Raw genomic sequence first — 16059 nt, 5'->3', positions numbered from 1 at the left:
CATTATCTTTCCTTCGGGTCGCAGCGGCCTGCCTGTAGTTGCCAGTTGAGCGCGCGGTGAAACACCCTTCCACACAATCCTGAAAGGAGCAAGCAATGAATCAGGAAGCACAAGACATCGGTGTTGCGACGGTCGTTCTCGATCGCCTGGAAAAGGAAAGGCTGCCACGAGCGCTTGATCTGAAAGCCAAAGTCGACGCCGGCGAGCGGCTCGACGACCTCGACATCGCGTTCCTCGAGCGGGTATTTGTTGAATCGCAAGAAATCACGCCCTTCCTCGAACGGCACCCGGAGTATCAGGAGGTGGCGTCGAAAATGGCCAGTCTGTACGAAGAAATCACTGCCAGGGCGCTCGAGAACGAGAAGTCCGGCTGACAGCGCCCGTCGCCCGCGTTTTTCGCAGCGCTTCCGGCTCGTCGGGCGCCTTGCCCTGGTCGCCGAACGCCGGACCGGCAGGGACAGGGGCATCAGGTTTTGGCGATGCGACGAAGCTGTTCATATCCCGAGCAGCTTGCGCGTGTGGCGCGCGATCATCAGTTCCTCGTTGGTCGGCACCACCCAGGCGGAAGTCCGGCTGCCGGAGCGGCTGATGCGCGGACCACCGCCCGCGTTGGCGGCTGCATCGAGATCGATTCCCGACCATGCCGCCGCCTTTTGGCAGACCATTTGCCGGATGCGCATGCTGTTCTCGCCGATGCCGGCGGTGAAGACGAGTGCATCGAGGCCGCCGAGGACCGCCGTCAGCGCGCCGAGTTCACGGTTGATGCGGTAGACGAAATGATCGATCGCCAGGCGTGCGCGCGGCGCGTCGCTCGCTTCCAGGACGCGCATGTCGTTGCCGATACCTGACAGCCCGAGCAGGCCCGAACGCTTGTAGAGCAGGTTTTCGATCTCCTTCGCCGACAGCCCTTCCTGTTGAATCAGGTAGAGGACGATGCCGGGGTCGATGTTGCCCGGGCGTGTCCCCATCATCAGTCCGTCGAGTGCCGTGAACCCCATCGAACTGCCGACACTGCGACCGTCACGCAGCGCGCACATGCTCGCGCCGCTGCCGAGATGGGCGACCACTACCCTGCCGCTGGCAATTTCCGGCGCGACCGTCGGCAGAATGGCCGCGATGTATTCATACGACAGGCCATGAAAGCCGTAGCGCCTAACGCCCCGTTCGTAGTATTCGTAAGGCAGGCCGTAGAGCTGTCCGACCATGTCCTGGCTGCGATGGAAAGCTGTGTCGAAGCACGCCACCTGCGGCAGCTCGGGTTGCACCTCCTGCACGGCACGAATGGCGGCGAGATTGTGTGGCTGATGCAGCGGCGCCAGCGGTACCAGCGTCGCCAGCTCTTCGATCACTTCTTCAGTGACGAGCACCGGCGCCGCATGATCGGGACCACCATGCACCACACGGTGGCCGACTCCGGCCAGGACGGATCCGGCAAAGCGCGAGCGCAGCAGCGTCGCGATCTGCTGCAGCGCCTGCGCGTGGCTGGCGACCTCGCTCGTGTTCCAGCGCACGTCGGCGATGCTCTCGCCGTCACCGTCCTTGACTTTCAGGTGTGGTGCGGTACCCAGACCCTCGACCTGACCCACCGCACGCGCGCGCATTTCGCCATCGGCGGGTGCCTCGAAAACCGAGAACTTCAGACTCGACGAACCAGCGTTGAGGACCAGAATGACGTTTTCCATCTCAGGCCCCAACCTTCGTCGCCGGAGCGGCCGGCGCGCTGGCCATCAGGCAGGCGACCGCGCACGAAGCAAGCTTGGTGCGCTGGTTGTCGGCGCGGCTGGTCAGAATGATCGGCACGCGTGCGCCGAGGACGATTCCCGCGCCATCGGCGTTGCTCATGAAAGTGAGCTGCTTGGCGAGAATGTTGCCCGCGGCAAGATCGGGAACAATCAGGATGTCCGGATCGCCGGCGACCAGCGATTCGATCTTCTTGATGCGCGCGGCTTCCTTGCTGATTGCGTTGTCGAGGGCCAGTGGCCCATCGAGAATGGCCCCGGTGATCTGGCCGCGATCGGCCATTTTGCACAGAGACGCAGCGTCGGTGGTACATAGCATCCGCGAATTGATCGTCTCGACCGCGCAAATGATTGCCACTTTCGGGCGGGCAACGCCCAGCACATGCGCGAGGTCGATTGCGTTCTGGCAGATGTCGCGTTTGGTGTCGAGGTCGGGAGCAATGTTGATCGCCGCGTCGGTGACGATCAGCGCCTTGTGGTAGGTGGGCACGTCCATCAGGAAGGCGTGGGTGATGCGTCGCTCGGTGCGCAGACCGGTTTCCCGGCTGACCACTTCGGTCATCAGTTCGTCGGTATGCAGGCTTCCCTTCATCAGCGCCGCGGCCTTGCCCTGACGCACCAGCTCGACTGCGCGATGCGCGGCGGCATGGCTGTGCGGAACATCTTCGAGCTGGATGCCGGTCAGGTCGAAGCCGTGCTGCGCTGCAACGCCGCGAATGCGTGGCACCGGCCCTACCAGGATGGCTTCGATCAGCCCCTCGCGGGCGGCCTGCAGCGCCGCCGCCAGCGACGATTCGTCGCACGGGTGCGCCACGGCGACGGCTACCGGCGGCAGCTTCCGGCAGCGTTCGACGAAGTTCTCGAAATTGTCGTGACTCTGGATCGAAACCTGCACGGCGTCCCGCCGGTCCATGGTGATCTTCACGTCCGGCGCGATGACCCGTGCCGTGCCGGTCATGATCGTGTCACCGCGCGCGTTGCGCGCACGGCAGCTCAGCGTCACCTGCCGCGTTGCCGTGTGCTTTTCGCGTACGGTGATGCTGATCACGATCTGCTCGCCGATCGACACCGGCGCCAGGAATTCGAGGTCCTGTCCGACATGGATCGTTCCCGGACCGGGAAGCTGGTTGCCGAGCAATCCCGAGACCTGTGCGCCGAGCCACATGCTGTGCCCGCTCAAATCCGACGCGCCGAGCGTTTTCGCCACTTCGGCGTCAATGTGGGTCGGGTTGAGATCGCCGGAGACGGCGGCGAAAAGCTGCACGTCGCGTGCGCTCAAGGTGTGGCTGATGCTCGCCGTATCGCCGATGTCGATTTCGTCGAAGCACCGATTCTGCAAGGTATCGGGGTTCATGATCGGGTGCCGTACTCTGTGCGTTGGTCTGGTATTCAGCGCCCATTCTACTAGCCTTCGCGTGTCGGATCATCTGCGGATCAGCGCTGCCGCCGGGTGAGCTGCTCCCTCCCACCGCGATCCGCTCCCTTCCGGCTACGCGGGCGCGCGAAGCCGAGAGCATACGAATCCGTTTCCACCGAATCCGATTCACGTCGGTCAACTGTCGTCGTCAGTGCCTGCGGCGTGCTCTTCTTCCGCGGGTTGATCCGAAGCCTGGCTGACGGTGCTGAGAATGCCGTCGCGCGGGCGGTGGCCAACCAGCAAGGGACTACACTTCGACCTGTGCTCCCAGCTCGATGACCCGGGTATGGGGTATCTTGAAATAAATGGTCGCCGGATCGGCGGCGCGGAACATCAGCGAGAACAGCATCTGACGCCAGCGCATCATGCTTTCTCCCCTTCTGGAAACCGGTCTCCGGACGACGCTCTCGTTGCCGAGGAAAAAGGAAGTCTCCATCAGGTTGAAAGGCACTCCCTGTGTTGCGCACAGCTCCATGGCGCGTGGTATGTTCGGGTCGTCCATGAACCCGTAACGCACCAGCAGGCGATAGAAACCTGCCGAGAGAGTGACGATTCGCACTCGATCCGTCTCGGGGACGTGCGGGACGTCGTCGACCGTCACGTGCAGCAGCACGATGCGTTGGTGCAACACCTTGTTGTGATACAGATTGTGCAGCAGCGGACGCGGCACGCCCTGCGGGTCGGCAGTCGAGGTCAGAAAAACCCCCGTGCCGTCGACACGATGGGGTGGGTCTTCGGCGATGCTCTGCATGAAACCCTTTAGACTGACCGAATCGGCCCGCAGCCTTTCGGACAGCAGCTTGCGGCCACGATTCCAGGTCGCGAGCAGGGTGAATACGGAAAGACCGATTCCCAGCGGCAGCCACCCGCCATCGAAGACCTTGATCGCGTTGGCCGAAAAGAAGGCGAAATCGACGGCGACGAAGAACGCGAGAAAGAGCGCTGCACGTGGCCAACTCCACTTCCACAGCGCACGCACGACGACCGAGGCGAGGATCGTGTCGATCATCATCGTCAGCGTCACGGCGATGCCGTAGGCAGATGCCAGGTTCGACGACGATCCGAATCCGAGCACCACTGCGATCACCGTAAGCAGGAGCAGCCAGTTGATGTTCGGTACGTAAATCTGGCCCTTCTGCAGCGCGGAAGTGAATTTGACCAGAATGCGTGGACAGTATCCGAGCTGTATCGCCTGACTTGTTAGCGAGAATGCACCGGAGATCACCGCCTGCGATGCGATTACCGTTGCAATGGTGGCGAGGAAGATCAGCGGGATCAGCAGCAGGTCGCTCGAAACCATCAGATAGAAGGGGTTGTCGATCGCCTTGGGATTGCTGAGGATCAGCGCTCCCTGACCGAGATAGTTGAGGTAGAGTAGAGGAAAGACGAAGGCGAACCAGGCCCACTTGATCGACCGGTGGCCAAAGTGGCCCATGTCGGCGTAGAGCGCTTCGCCGCCGGTGATCGCCAGCACGACCGCACCCAGGGCGAGGTAGGCGAGTATCTGGTGCTTGACGACAAAGGAAACGGCAAACCAGGGATTGACCGCCGCCAATACCGCCGGATACTGCACCACATTCCACAGTCCGAGCAGGCCGAGAATGGTGAACCACAGCATCATCACCGGTCCGAAGAGCGAACCGACGGCCGCCGTTCCGTGCCGCTGAAAATAGAAGAGAACAAGCAGAATGACGACGGCACTCGGCAGGACGTAGGTTTCGAGCTCGGGCTCGATCACTTCGAGCCCCTCGACCGCTGCGAGGACCGACATTGCCGGGGTGATCACCGCGTCGCCGTAGAACAGCGATGCACCGAAAATGCCGAGCGCCGACATGAACCAGAGCGTGCGTGGCGAGGCATTGGCCGTGCGCAAGGCCAGTGCCGTCAGCGCCATGATCCCTCCCTCGCCCTTGTTGTCGGCGCGCATGATGAACAGGACGTACTTCATCGAAACCGTGATGGTCAATGCCCAGAACACCAGCGAGAGGATGCCCAGCACATTGTCGGGAGTGACCTCCACCGCATGCGGGCCACTGAAAATTTCCTTCATCGTGTACAGCGGACTGGTGCCGATGTCGCCGAAGACGACTCCCATGGCCGCCAGCGCGGTGGCAGCCAGCCCCGATTTCTCGCCCTGCGGGGCGCTTGTTCCCGTCATGTTCCCTCCTTGATTTGATGCGCGGGAGGCCGCCCCGCATGTTTTCTGGCCTGTCGGTGAATCCCCCGGGCAGGTGCAAGCGTCTGCTCGCGTGCGGTATACGCCGTCACGGATAGGGCGCGTCCCGGCGCGCTATCCGTTTGCAGGCGGTTGGCAGCAGTGCAATGCTCATTGGCAAGCAGCGCTACAGAACGACCTGTGCGCCGAGCTCGACGACGCGATTGGCCGGCAGGGCGAAGAAGCTGGCTGCACTGCCGCCGTTGCGGAACATTGCCACGAAGATCTTGGCCCGCCACGACCACATGCCCGTAGTCAGGCTCGGGATCAGCGTTTCCCTACCGAGGAAGAACGAGGTGTCCATCGCGTCGAGGCTGAGCCCGAACTCCTCGCAGCCGGCAAGAGCCTCGGGCAGGTTCGGCTGTTCCATGAAACCGTAGAAGACCCGGACTTGCCAGAAATTTCCGGGCAGGCGCACCACGTCCAGTCTGCGGCTGGACTCGGTATGGGGAACGTCCAGGATATTGACCGCAACCAGCACGATGCGCTCGTGCAGGGCCTTGTAGTGCTTGAGACTGTGCAGCATCGCGTGCGGCACCTTGTCCGGATTGTGCGTCAGGAATACAGCCGTGCCAGGTATGCGCAGTACTCCTTCGATTCCCTCGATGAAGTCCCGGGTGTCCATCACGTCGGCGGCCAGGCGGGCAGCGAGCAGGTCGCGACCACGCCGCCAGGTGGACAGCAGCACATAGACGCAAAGACCGAAAATCAGCGGGAACCAGCCACCGTCGGCGATCTTCACCGAATTTGCAGAAAAGAAAGCCAAATCGATGACGACGAACGGCAGAGCACCGAAGAACGCGCGCCACGCCGACCATCCCCAGAGATAGCGGGCGACGACGAATGCCAGCAGGTTGGTGATGAACATCGTGCCGGTGACGGCGATGCCGTATGCGGCGGCCAGATTCGACGAGTTGCCGAAGCCGATGACCAGTGCCACGACTGCCGCCAGCAGCGTCCAGTTGATTGCCGGCAGGTAGATTTGCCCGATCTGCTGATCCGATGTGTGGCTGATCTCCATGCGCGGCGAGAAGCCAAGCTGCATGGCCTGCTGCGTCATCGAGAAAGCACCCGAGATGACGGCCTGCGAGGCGATCACGGTCGCCACGGTGGCGAGCACGACCATTGGATAGAGCATCCACCCGGGAGCCAGCAGGTAGAATGGGTTGGCGATGGTTTCGGGGTCGCGCAGCAGCAGCGCGCCCTGGCCGAAGTAGTTGAGGATGAGCGCCGGCAACACCAGGCCAAACCAGGCGAGCTGGATCGGCCTGTGCCCGAAATGCCCCATGTCCGCGTACAGGGCTTCGGCTCCGGTCAGTGCCAGCACGGAAGCGCCCAGGGAAAAGAAGCCGAGGATCGGGTTCTCCTCGAAGAATGCGAAGGCGTGCCATGGGCCCAGCGCGTGCAGCACCTGCGGGTTGTCGACGATGCTGATGACGCCGAGTACGCCGAGCGTCAGGAACCACAGCACCATGATCGGCCCGAACAGATTGCCGACGGTCGCGGTCCCGTGCCGCTGCACCGCGAACAGCCCGATCAGGATGAGCAACGAGATCGGCAGGATGTAGGGAGTGAATGCCGGTGTCGCCACCTCGAGGCCTTCGACCGCCGAGAGCACGGAGATTGCCGGCGTGATGACGCCGTCGCCGTAGAACAGCGCGGCGCCGAACAGGCCGAGGATGACGATCAGCCTGCGTTGCACGCCACCGAGTTCGGCCGGCCGCAGGGCCAGCGCCATCAGCGCCATGATGCCGCCTTCGCCCTTGTTGTCGGCACGCATGATGAAGCTGACGTACTTCAGGCTGACCACGATCATCAATGACCAGAAGATCAGCGAAAGGATACCGAGAACATTGTCGGGAGTGATCGGTACCGGATGGTGGGCGCCGCCGAAGACTTCCTTCAGCGCGTACAGCGGGCTCGTGCCGATGTCGCCATAAACGACGCCAAGGGCTGCCAGCGACAGGGCGGCCAGACGGCCATTGGCCGTGTTTGCAGACATGATGCTTGCCTTTCTGTGGTCAGGATTGAAAACGATAGCCGACGCCGGTCTCGGTCAGAATGTGTTGCGGTTGTGCCGGGTCGATCTCCAGCTTCTGGCGCAGGCGGCCGACGTAGATCCGCAGGTAGTGCGCCTGTTCGCTGCGGCCCGGGCCCCAGACTTCGTGCATCAGATGGCGATGGGTGAGCACCTTGCCGCTATTGGCGAGCAGCACGGCGAGCAGGCGATACTCTATCTGCGTCAGATGGATCTCTTCTCCATTCCTGCTGACGATGTGGCGGAGGAGATCCACCTCGACGTCGCCGAAGCGGTGTTGCGGATGGTTTTCGCCGCTTTGCCAGTGCCGCCGGATCAGTGCCCGCACTCGCGCCAGCAGCTCGCCAATGCCGAAGGGCTTGCAGAGATAGTCGTCGGCGCCGGCGTCGAGGGCGGCGATCTTCTCGCGCTCCGCCGAGCGTGCGGAGAGGATCAGAATGGGAACCGCCGACCAGGTGCGCAGGTTGTGGATGAAATCCAGGCCGTCCATGTCGGGAAGGCCGAGATCGAGGATCACCAGGGCGGCCTTGCCTGTGGCGGCTTCGTCCAGCCCTTGACGGGCGGTTCCCGCCGGGAAGGAAGCACAGCCATCCCGCTGCAGTGCATCGCAGATGAAGCGGCGGATTTGCGGTTCGTCTTCGACGACGATCACATGGGTCTGCGTCTCGCTCATGGTGATTCCTCGTCTTCCATCGCCGGCGGCGTTCCGAGAGGCAGCGTGAAGCGCACGCAGGCTCCGCCCGGCCGGTTCTCGGCGACAATCGTGCCGCCATGCGCGACGACGATCGCCTTGCAGATCGCCAGGCCCAGGCCGGTTCCGGCCACCGCTGGTTCCTGTTCGCCCCTGGCAAAAAGATCGAACAGTTGCTCGGTTCGATCGGCCGGGAAGCCGGCACCGTCATTGTCGACGGCGATTTCGAGCGATGCTTCGCGAATTTCCCCGACCAGGCGAATGCGGGCGCCGTCCCGCGAATACTTGACTGCGTTTTCCAGCAGGTTGCACAGGACGCGCTCGAGCAGCACCGCGTCGAAAAAGACCAGCGGCAGATCGGGCGGCAGTTCGATTTCCACCCTTCGTCCGGCGAGAACGCCGGCAAGCAGGCGGGTGCTCGAGCCAACGACTTCCTCGAACGCTTGCCATTCCTTGTTGAGCGGCATGTTGCCGGCCTGCAGGCGCGCCATTTCGAGCAGATTCGACAGCAGATGGTGCATTGCCCGCGCCTGATCACGAATGATGCCGGCTGTTTCGCAGGCGCTTTCGGGCAGTGGTGGCTGTCTCTGCGCGAGCGTATCGGCGAGTCCGACCAGGCTGGTCAGCGGGGTGCGCAGGTCGTGTGACAGTGACGAGAGGATCGACGTGCGCAGCCGTTCCGCGGCCACCTGCAACTCGCTGTGCTGGGCGCTGTCGGCGTAGCGCACGCGTTCGATGGTGATCGCCAGCAACGATGCCACGGCCTCGAGCAAGGACCGCTGCGACCGCAATTGCTCGACGTCGTCGCTGCGGGGCGCGAGCGCCAGCACGCCGAGGACCTGGGTCGGGCCAACCAGGGGCAAAAAGGCGATGGCCATTCCCATTCCGGCCAGCGAGTCGGCCTCGACGATGGTCGCGCGATCGTATGCCGAGCGCGCGAAGTTCCGTCCGAGTTCATTCAGGTGGCGGCCGCCATATTCCTGAAACGATACCGTCTTGCCGGAAGTGTCGGCCACCAGCAATGTCATGTCGAGCGTCAGCCGGTCCAGGAAGCGCCGCGCGATCTCGGTAACCTGGGGTACGGCCAGGGCGCTGCCGAGTTCCCTGGCGAGGTCGTAGAGCGCGTGCGTTTCGTGCTCGCGCGCCCGTGCCTCTTCGGTTCGCTCGGAGAGCAGGGCGGTCAGATGCGAGGTGATCAGCCCGACGGCAAGCATCACGGCGAAGGTCACGAGATATTGTGCATCGGCCACCGCGAACGACAGGTGTGGCGGAACAAAAAAGAAATCGAACAGGGCGACGCCGAGGAAAGCCGCCATGACCGCCGGACCACGGCCAAGCCAGGCGGCGCTGACGAATACCGTCAGCAGAAACAGCATCACGATGTTGGCGAGATCGAGCAGTTCGCGCAGCGGAGCCGTGGCCAATGTCGTCACGATGCACAGCAGTGTCGCAAGCAGATAGCGGGCGCCGCGCCGGCGCGCAGGCAGGATGACGTCCATGACCGACAATCCCCGTCGATGAAGAAACGCCGCCAGTTTCGTAAACGGGAGGTAAAAATGGTGTAAAAATTCATATGGTCGGCTGCACAGGTTCTCGTCACGGTCTATGCCAGGGCAGCATACAGGTCGTGCCGCAGCGCCTTGCAATCGATCGGAAGCCCGAACGGCGTGTCGCAAAAATTTACATTAGTGCGCTTCGGGAAGCCGGGCGGGGGCATTGTGCAGGCTACAAGTATTTGTTATAAAAGTTTTTTATGCTATCGCCGCCGGCTTGGCACGGATGCTGCTTAGTAGCGCTTACAGCGCGCTTCGCTGCCGACCTCGATATCCGATCCCGAAATGGAGTGATCATGAAACTCAAGCCCCTTGCCATCGCTGCCTTACTCGCCTGCAGTGCCGGCGCGCAAGCTGCCCCAATCTACTGGAATACCTGGTCTTCGACGATCGCCGGTTCCCTTGCCGCACCGAGCGGAACGATCGCGGTGACCTTTGCCGGGCCGGCCTTCGGTGTTGCATCGCCGTACCCGAGCTGGACGCCATCAGCAACCTTTGCCGACGGCAGCATCATCGATAACGGCCCGGTTGCAGCCAACGGCATCATGCAGCTCACTGGCGGTACGGATCACCTGAACACGGTCTCGTTTTCGGTTCCGGTGGTCGACCCCGTGATGGCGATCTGGAGCCTGGGCCAGGGTGGCATCGATGCCAAGTTTGTTTTCGCGGGACTCTCGCCAGTCTTCATCAGCGGCGGGCCCAGCGCCGAGTACGGCGGGGTCGGCATTACGGTTGCCGGTGACACGGTTTCCGGGCGCGAAGCCAATGGTACGATCCAGTTCAAGGGAACCTACAGCAGCATTTCCTGGACCAATCCGGTGTTTGAGAATTGGTATGGTTTCAACGTCGGCATTGCCGAGGCGGCAGCGGTTCCTGAGCCGGAAAGCTTGCCCCTCCTGCTTGCCGGGCTTGGTCTGCTGGGTGTGGCGGCGCGCCGCAAGGCTCAGGAGGCATCGGAAGCCTGAGAACCGGTTCGCTCCCCGACTTTTTCGAGAAACAGGACAATGACGAAAGAACAAACGAACCAACGCGATGACGCGAGTGGGGCGGTAGACGCGCGCGAGTCGGCAGTGGAAAGGCAGGTGCAGCCTGCGCAGACCGTTTCGGTGGCGATCCGGCTGCAATCCGTGGACCATTCCGAACAACCGGTGTTTTCCAACATTACGACCGTGCAAGGCGGTTCGGGACTGGTTTTCATCGACTTCGGCTTCGTCGAGCCGCAGACGATGGCTATTCTGGCTCGCCTCGGTCAGCCGGGAGTCAACGTCCCCGAGTCGATCGCCGGCAATCTCGCGTGTCGCTTGGCGCTCAGCCTCGAAACCACGGCCAATCTGGCCAACCAGTTGAATCAGTTGCTGCGCAGCGCCGCCGCACAGGCGCAGCGCGCACAGCCTGCAGCGTCAGCGCCCGAAGAAGGCCCGTCCGGGCCGATGCATTGACCCCTCCCTTTCCGCCGGACGACCGCCCGGGGCAGCGCCCGAGCGCCCCGGGTCGTGGCCGTATCCGAGGGATGCGTTTCAAGAGTACGGGAGTGCCATTGGTGCCAGGTCGAATGCCAGCACTTCGCTGATCTTGGCGCCAGCCCGGGTCAGCATGCTTTCGTTGCCCAGCAGCCGGGCAGGCCGTTTCGTAGACATGCGTGACGCAGTCCGCCGGGCTGCGTCGCCTTGGTCAGGCACTCGGCTGGCCCGGCTGAGCAAAAGCCGCCGCCGGATTTCCACGACAAAGGGTGCGTGACCACGCACGCCAGTGTGCTGCCCATGCTCCTTTTCGTCTGCGATGGGTCGGACGATTGCTCGGCGTTCAGAAACGGCAAAGCAAAGTTCCGGCTTGGCTGGCCGAGGCGGTTGTCGCCCAAATTGCGAAATCCGGGCGCAGGTGTCGTCCGGTCTCGTCCATTGCCCAAGGATGGTCGACCAGCTGCGCCGCTCTGCCGCGACCGAAGATGGTGCTCTTGCGGATTCCGTCACGGCAACGGGTGGCGCTCTGGAATAAGCTGTTTATAAGTCAAGGGTCACCCGATAGTGTCCGGGAAAGATACAAAGGCCATTGATTTATTGTGCGAAGTACGTGGCTACGTGCTCTCGCTGTGGAGCAGTGACGATGACCGGAGCTTGCCCGATGGCTTGACGACAAATTGGAGAGAAAAGCCTAACTTTTCAGACGGAATTCTTTATAATGATGCTGCGCTGCAACAAGCCCCGGCTCGCCAGCTTGTGGTCTGTAGGTTACAGCGCTTGGCATCGCCAGTTTTTCAGGAGTACTCGCATGAAAGCACCGAAGATTTTGCCTTGGATCGCCAACAGGACTGGCATTAGCGAAGAACTCGCGCTCAAATTGTGGCGTCGCGCTGCCGGCGAAGCTCAGGTGATTACCGGCTGCTGCAACAGTTCCGACTATTATCGCTTCGCGCTGGAGCGTTTCATCGACTTCGCGGAAGCGGAAGGCGACCGTCTGGTGGTGCGGCCGACAACAACCGGGGCGAAGAATTGCGTTTCCTGGCTGTGGCGCCACCAGAACCGGGTCTCGAAACTGAACATGATCACCGCCGAGAATGTGGTCAGACTCTGGCAATCGGCTTGGGTCGGCCTCTTTCCTGGCTCGCACCATCCGGCCTGAAAGCCGACCTCACACATCGCATTCGGCAACGGGCTCAGTGACGAAGCACGAGCGGCCGGGGGACTTGCAGCGACTGCGCCAGATGCGCAGCGAGTGCCGCCGCCTCGCTCTGGCTCGACAAGTACGTGAGGAGAACGGCGTAATCGTAGCCAGCGCCGGCTGCTGCGCGCGGCTGAATGCGGACGGCGTAGCCGGCGGCGCGCGCCCGGTCGTAGAGGGACAAGGCCGCGGCTTCGCTATCCACCACGGCGAGTTCGAGCGACCACCGGCTGCCACGTACCACCTGACGAACGGCACGCGGCGCCAATGCGGACGGATCGGCGGACACCGCTCGTGACATGGCCGTCGGCGGCGATGTCTGCGCTACCCACCACGCGAGGCGCGCGTTGCTGACCGCTTCGATGATCGGCGCTGCGGCGCCCCGGGCGGCGACGTAGCAGCTTGACGTTTCACTGAGCTGCCGGGCGTCCTGCAAGGGGTGCAGGACGACAATGATTCCTTCCAGGAGACAGATGCGGTCAGCTTCCGCATCGCTCTTGCCCCAGACATCCGTTCCCCGAATTCCGGCAGTGATCGAGCCGACGCGAAGATTGACCGCGCGCTGGCGATTGTCGCGGGCAACTGTCGGCGTACTGAAATGCACGGCGCCACGCGGGACGTCGATTGCTGCGGTAAACACCTCCGCTTCGCGCACGCCCAGCGCGTTCAGCTCCAGTTGTGTATCTGCCGCCAGTCCCACCATGCTGCCATCGCCAAGCAGTATCTGGGCCGAGCCCTGGGGACCGGTCACCACCCGGTCGCGATTCTGCAGGACGAGCCCTCGCTGCAGGGCCTGGTGGACGCCATGTCGTTCGAGCCAGGCGGGCAGACGCACGTCGTCGACGACCGCGTCGGCGGCAAGCGCAGCCTGTGCCAGCAAGCCGCCGGCGAGCAGGCCGAGAAAAGCGGGTAGGCGCAGCATTGACCGTCCCCTGCGACAATGAGATTGCGGATTCTAACATCGTGGCTGGTGTGCTCCGCGCTCTTCGCGCGAGGGCATCACCGCTTTCACGGAACCTTACGGCCCGTGTTTTGGTAACATCTCTCTTCCGCATCGGACAAGCAGAGGCCCTGCGGGCCTTGATGCGGATCATGCTCGGTATCGACGTCCCCCTTCCGCTCTGGTCGTCACCTGGAACCTGCCTCCGTGCAACGTGAAAGCCCTCGCCTCCAGGCCAACAACTTTGACCTCCTGCGCCTGTTGTTTGCAGGAACCGTATGTCTAGTCCATGTGCAGACGCTTTCCGGGTTCGGTCAACTGGATTTCGTGACACGGATACTGTCGGCGGCAGCTGCCGTCAAGGCCTTCTTCGTTGTCAGCGGCTTCCTAATCTTCATGAGTTACGAACGTTCGTCTTCGCTTTGGACGTACGCGGGCAAGCGAATCCGCCGGATTTATCCAGCCTACGTCACTGTCGTCATGCTCTGCGCACTGGGCCTGGTAACGGTAAGCTCGGCAAGAATCGCGGAGTATTTTTCTTTCGCGTGGGTGAAGTACGTCGTCGCCAACCTGTTGTTCCTCAACTTTCTGCAGCCGACGCTGCCCGGCGTATTTGCGACGCACCACATCCCCGAAGTAAACGGTGCCTTGTGGACTCTGAAGATCGAGGTGATGTTCTATCTCTCGGTGCCCCTTTTTGCGTACCTGATTCGACGCTTATCTCCTCTCTCCGTGATCCTCGTCACTTACTGCGCGTCGATAGCCTATGCAATGCTGATGACCGCCTTTGCCGAGCGTACGGGAGCCGAGTACTACGTGCAGCTCGCTCGACAACTTCCGGGACAGCTTTCCTATTTCATGGCAGGCGCTTTTTTCTATTATTTCTTGCCATGGTTCGAGCGCAGAAGCACTAGCTGTGTGGTGGCCGCAGTGGTGGCCCTCGTGGTCAACACAGTTCACCCGCTGCCTTTCCTCGAGCCGTTTGCTCTGGCAACAATGGTTGCTTTCTTCGGCCTGTTCCTGTACTGCGGAAATTTTGGCAAATACGGTGACTTTTCGTACGGCGTATACATCCTTCACGTGCCGATCATTCAGCTACTCCTGGGGTCCCGATGGTTCGACGAGAGTCCCTGGTGGCTCCTTGGCACGACGATCGGGTTGACCATGATATGTGCAGTGGCAATGTGGCATTTGGTCGAGAAGAGGTTTCTCTTTCGTGGCAGCCATTACCTTGTCGCAGTATCGACAGATGGCGGGAGCGCGACGGGCAGGAAGTAACCAGGCGGGCGTTGGTATGCGCGAACCCTGCCGCGTAGCGGAAGGCGTGGCGTGGTGCTTTCGTCTTTTGCCCGGCAACTGCCCAGTGCTGCCCGAAGTGCTCCTTCCGCTGCCGAAGCAGGCCGCAGCGGCTATGCGTATAATCCGCGCTTCATCCCATATCTGGATCGTTACCGGCCATGCAGGAAAAGTATCAACCGGCGGAAGTTGAAGTCGCCGCTCAGGAGTTGTGGAACGTCCGCGCTGCGGCACGCGTCGTCGAGGACGCCAATCGACCCAAGTACTATTGCCTGTCAATGTTTCCCTATCCTTCGGGCAAGTTGCACATGGGGCACGTGCGCAACTACACGATTGGCGACGTTCTTGCGCGCTTCCACCGCATGCTCGGTTACAACGTCATGCAGCCGATGGGCTGGGATGCTTTCGGCATGCCGGCGGAAAACGCTGCGATTCAGAACGGAGTGCCGCCGGCACAGTGGACCTACGCCAACATCGAGTACATGAAGACGCAGCTCAAGCGTCTTGGTTTCGCCATCGACTGGGGGCGCGAGATCGCCACCTGCCGCCCGGAGTACTACCGCTGGGAGCAGTGGTTGTTCACCCGTCTGTACGAGAAAGGTCTGATCTACCAACGGCTGGGGACGGTCAATTGGGATCCGGTCGACCACACCGTGCTCGCCAACGAGCAGGTCATCGATGGCCGGGGCTGGCGCTCGGGTGCGCTCGTCGAGAAGCGGGAGATCCCGATGTATTACATGAAGATCACCGCTTACGCCGAAGAGCTGCTGGCCGACCTCGACCGGCTCGACGGCTGGCCCGAGCAGGTGCGGCTGATGCAGAAGAACTGGATCGGCAAGAGCACCGGTGTGCGCTTCGCCTTTCCGTATGAACTCGATGGCGAGCCCGGCCAGTTGTGGGTGTTCACGACGCGTCCCGACACCATCATGGGTGTGACCTTCTGCGCCGTCGCCGCCGAACATCCGCTGGCGAGCTACGCAGCAGTGCGCGACCCCGCAGTGGCGGCGTTCGTCGAGGAATGCAAGCAGGGGGGAGTCGCCGAAGCGGATCTCGCGACGATGGACAAGAAGGGGGTGCCGACGGGTATCTTCGTGACGCATCCGCTGAGTGGCGAGCGGATCGAGGTGTGGATCGGCAATTACGTACTGATGGGTTACGGCGACGGTGCGGTCATGGCGGTGCCCGCGCACGACGAACGGGATTTCGCTTTTTCCGTCAAGTATCAGGACAAACTTCCCGCGATAAAACCGGTGATTGTTCCTGCTCAATGGATGGAAAAGACTTGGCCGCCTAGTAGTTATCTAGCTGATGATGAGGTTCGCCCACGGCCCGTGAGGTCGGGACCATTGCTTTACGTTAATGGTGAAAGGCCGCTTGAGTGGATTGAGTGGGACGAACGTTTTGCGGAGAAGGGCGTTTGCATCAACTCGGGGAAGTACGATGGCCTCGGCTACGAAGCTGCCGTCGACGCGATCGCCGCCGACCTCTCGGCCATGGGTCTCGGCGAGAAAA

Annotated in this window: 13 protein-coding genes; 6 read left to right on the top strand and 7 right to left on the bottom strand. The window is 62.1% G+C overall.

Annotation, left to right across the window (positions count from 1 at the left end; translation table 11 throughout):
* The first annotated feature begins 95 nt into the window (after positions 1–95).
* A complete protein-coding gene (locus tag NFV80_RS03895) occupies positions 96–374 on the top strand; it encodes a hypothetical protein (protein ID WP_295325091.1) in 279 nt (92 codons plus the stop codon).
* A 120-nt stretch (positions 375–494) separates the two neighbouring features.
* On the opposite strand, the gene NFV80_RS03890 is transcribed toward NFV80_RS03895, so the two are convergent.
* The 6 genes from NFV80_RS03890 to NFV80_RS03865 all read right to left on the bottom strand — a co-directional run bounded on the left by NFV80_RS03890 (position 495) and on the right by NFV80_RS03865 (position 9599).
* The gene (locus NFV80_RS03890; protein WP_296757928.1) at positions 495–1682 is read right to left on the bottom strand and encodes an acetate/propionate family kinase; all 1188 of its coding nucleotides are present in this window, start codon (positions 1680–1682) and stop codon (positions 495–497) included.
* Between the two features lies 1 nt (position 1683).
* Complete coding sequence (locus NFV80_RS03885) at positions 1684–3093, bottom strand: bifunctional enoyl-CoA hydratase/phosphate acetyltransferase (protein ID WP_295325097.1); 1410 nt, start codon at positions 3091–3093, stop codon at positions 1684–1686.
* Between the two features lie 310 nt (positions 3094–3403).
* Entirely contained in the window at positions 3404–5314 is a 1911-nt protein-coding gene (locus NFV80_RS03880) for a potassium transporter Kup (RefSeq protein ID WP_295325100.1), read from the bottom strand.
* 184 nt (positions 5315–5498) lie between these two features.
* On the bottom strand, positions 5499–7373 hold the full coding sequence (locus NFV80_RS03875; RefSeq protein ID WP_295325103.1) for a potassium transporter Kup: 1875 nt from the start codon (positions 7371–7373) through the stop codon (positions 5499–5501).
* 19 nt (positions 7374–7392) lie between these two features.
* Complete coding sequence (locus NFV80_RS03870; RefSeq protein ID WP_295325106.1) at positions 7393–8082, bottom strand: response regulator; 690 nt, start codon at positions 8080–8082, stop codon at positions 7393–7395.
* Positions 8079–9599 carry a DUF4118 domain-containing protein gene (locus tag NFV80_RS03865; RefSeq protein ID WP_296757925.1) on the bottom strand — a complete coding sequence of 507 codons (1521 nt, stop codon included), beginning with the start codon at positions 9597–9599 and terminating at the stop codon, positions 8079–8081. Before NFV80_RS03865 ends, NFV80_RS03870 begins: the two co-directional genes overlap by 4 nt.
* Before the next feature lie 350 nt (positions 9600–9949).
* On the opposite strand from NFV80_RS03865, the gene NFV80_RS03860 reads away from it, so the two are divergent.
* From NFV80_RS03860 to NFV80_RS03850, 3 genes are all read left to right on the top strand, one after another.
* Positions 9950–10618, top strand: a complete 669-nt coding sequence (locus tag NFV80_RS03860) for a PEP-CTERM sorting domain-containing protein (RefSeq protein WP_295325112.1) — start codon at positions 9950–9952, stop codon at positions 10616–10618.
* Between the two features lie 39 nt (positions 10619–10657).
* Positions 10658–11092 (top strand): hypothetical protein, encoded by a 435-nt coding sequence (locus tag NFV80_RS03855; RefSeq protein ID WP_295325115.1) that lies wholly within the window; start codon positions 10658–10660, stop codon positions 11090–11092.
* Positions 11093–11831: 739 nt separating this feature from the next.
* On the top strand, positions 11832–12272 hold the full coding sequence (locus tag NFV80_RS03850; RefSeq protein WP_295325118.1) for a hypothetical protein: 441 nt from the start codon (positions 11832–11834) through the stop codon (positions 12270–12272).
* A gap of 34 nt (positions 12273–12306) precedes the next feature.
* On the opposite strand, the gene NFV80_RS03845 is transcribed toward NFV80_RS03850, so the two are convergent.
* On the bottom strand, positions 12307–13233 hold the full coding sequence (locus NFV80_RS03845; protein ID WP_295325121.1) for a FecR family protein: 927 nt from the start codon (positions 13231–13233) through the stop codon (positions 12307–12309).
* Between the two features lie 225 nt (positions 13234–13458).
* Between NFV80_RS03845 and NFV80_RS03840 the strand changes: the two genes are divergently transcribed.
* Together NFV80_RS03840 and NFV80_RS03835 are read left to right on the top strand one after the other, a co-directional pair.
* Positions 13459–14529 (top strand): acyltransferase, encoded by a 1071-nt coding sequence (locus NFV80_RS03840; protein ID WP_295325124.1) that lies wholly within the window; start codon positions 13459–13461, stop codon positions 14527–14529.
* A gap of 179 nt (positions 14530–14708) precedes the next feature.
* The coding region (locus NFV80_RS03835; RefSeq protein ID WP_296757921.1) for a class I tRNA ligase family protein at positions 14709–16059 on the top strand (1351 nt) is incomplete at its 3' end.

It is taken from the genome of Accumulibacter sp. (assembly GCF_023806565.1).
In the GTDB taxonomy this organism is placed as follows: domain Bacteria; phylum Pseudomonadota; class Gammaproteobacteria; order Burkholderiales; family Rhodocyclaceae; genus Accumulibacter.
This window is presented reverse-complemented; position numbering and strand designations above follow the sequence as displayed.

Bases quoted from the DNA above. Each gene is read 5' to 3' on its own strand.
- NFV80_RS03890 (WP_296757928.1), bottom strand. From the start codon at position 1,682: ATGGAAAACGTCATTCTGGTCCTCAACGCTGGTTCGTCGAGTCTGAAG.
- NFV80_RS03880 (WP_295325100.1), bottom strand. From the start codon at position 5,314: ATGACGGGAACAAGCGCCCCGCAGGGCGAGAAATCGGGGCTGGCTGCC.
- NFV80_RS03865 (WP_296757925.1), bottom strand. From the start codon at position 9,599: ATGGACGTCATCCTGCCTGCGCGCCGGCGCGGCGCCCGCTATCTGCTT.
- NFV80_RS03850 (WP_295325118.1), top strand. From the start codon at position 11,832: ATGATGCTGCGCTGCAACAAGCCCCGGCTCGCCAGCTTGTGGTCTGTA.
- NFV80_RS03885 (WP_295325097.1), bottom strand. From the start codon at position 3,093: ATGAACCCCGATACCTTGCAGAATCGGTGCTTCGACGAAATCGACATC.
- NFV80_RS03860 (WP_295325112.1), top strand. From the start codon at position 9,950: ATGAAACTCAAGCCCCTTGCCATCGCTGCCTTACTCGCCTGCAGTGCC.
- NFV80_RS03870 (WP_295325106.1), bottom strand. From the start codon at position 8,082: ATGAGCGAGACGCAGACCCATGTGATCGTCGTCGAAGACGAACCGCAA.
- NFV80_RS03895 (WP_295325091.1), top strand. From the start codon at position 96: ATGAATCAGGAAGCACAAGACATCGGTGTTGCGACGGTCGTTCTCGAT.
- NFV80_RS03845 (WP_295325121.1), bottom strand. From the start codon at position 13,233: ATGCTGCGCCTACCCGCTTTTCTCGGCCTGCTCGCCGGCGGCTTGCTG.
- NFV80_RS03855 (WP_295325115.1), top strand. From the start codon at position 10,658: ATGACGAAAGAACAAACGAACCAACGCGATGACGCGAGTGGGGCGGTA.
- NFV80_RS03875 (WP_295325103.1), bottom strand. From the start codon at position 7,373: ATGTCTGCAAACACGGCCAATGGCCGTCTGGCCGCCCTGTCGCTGGCA.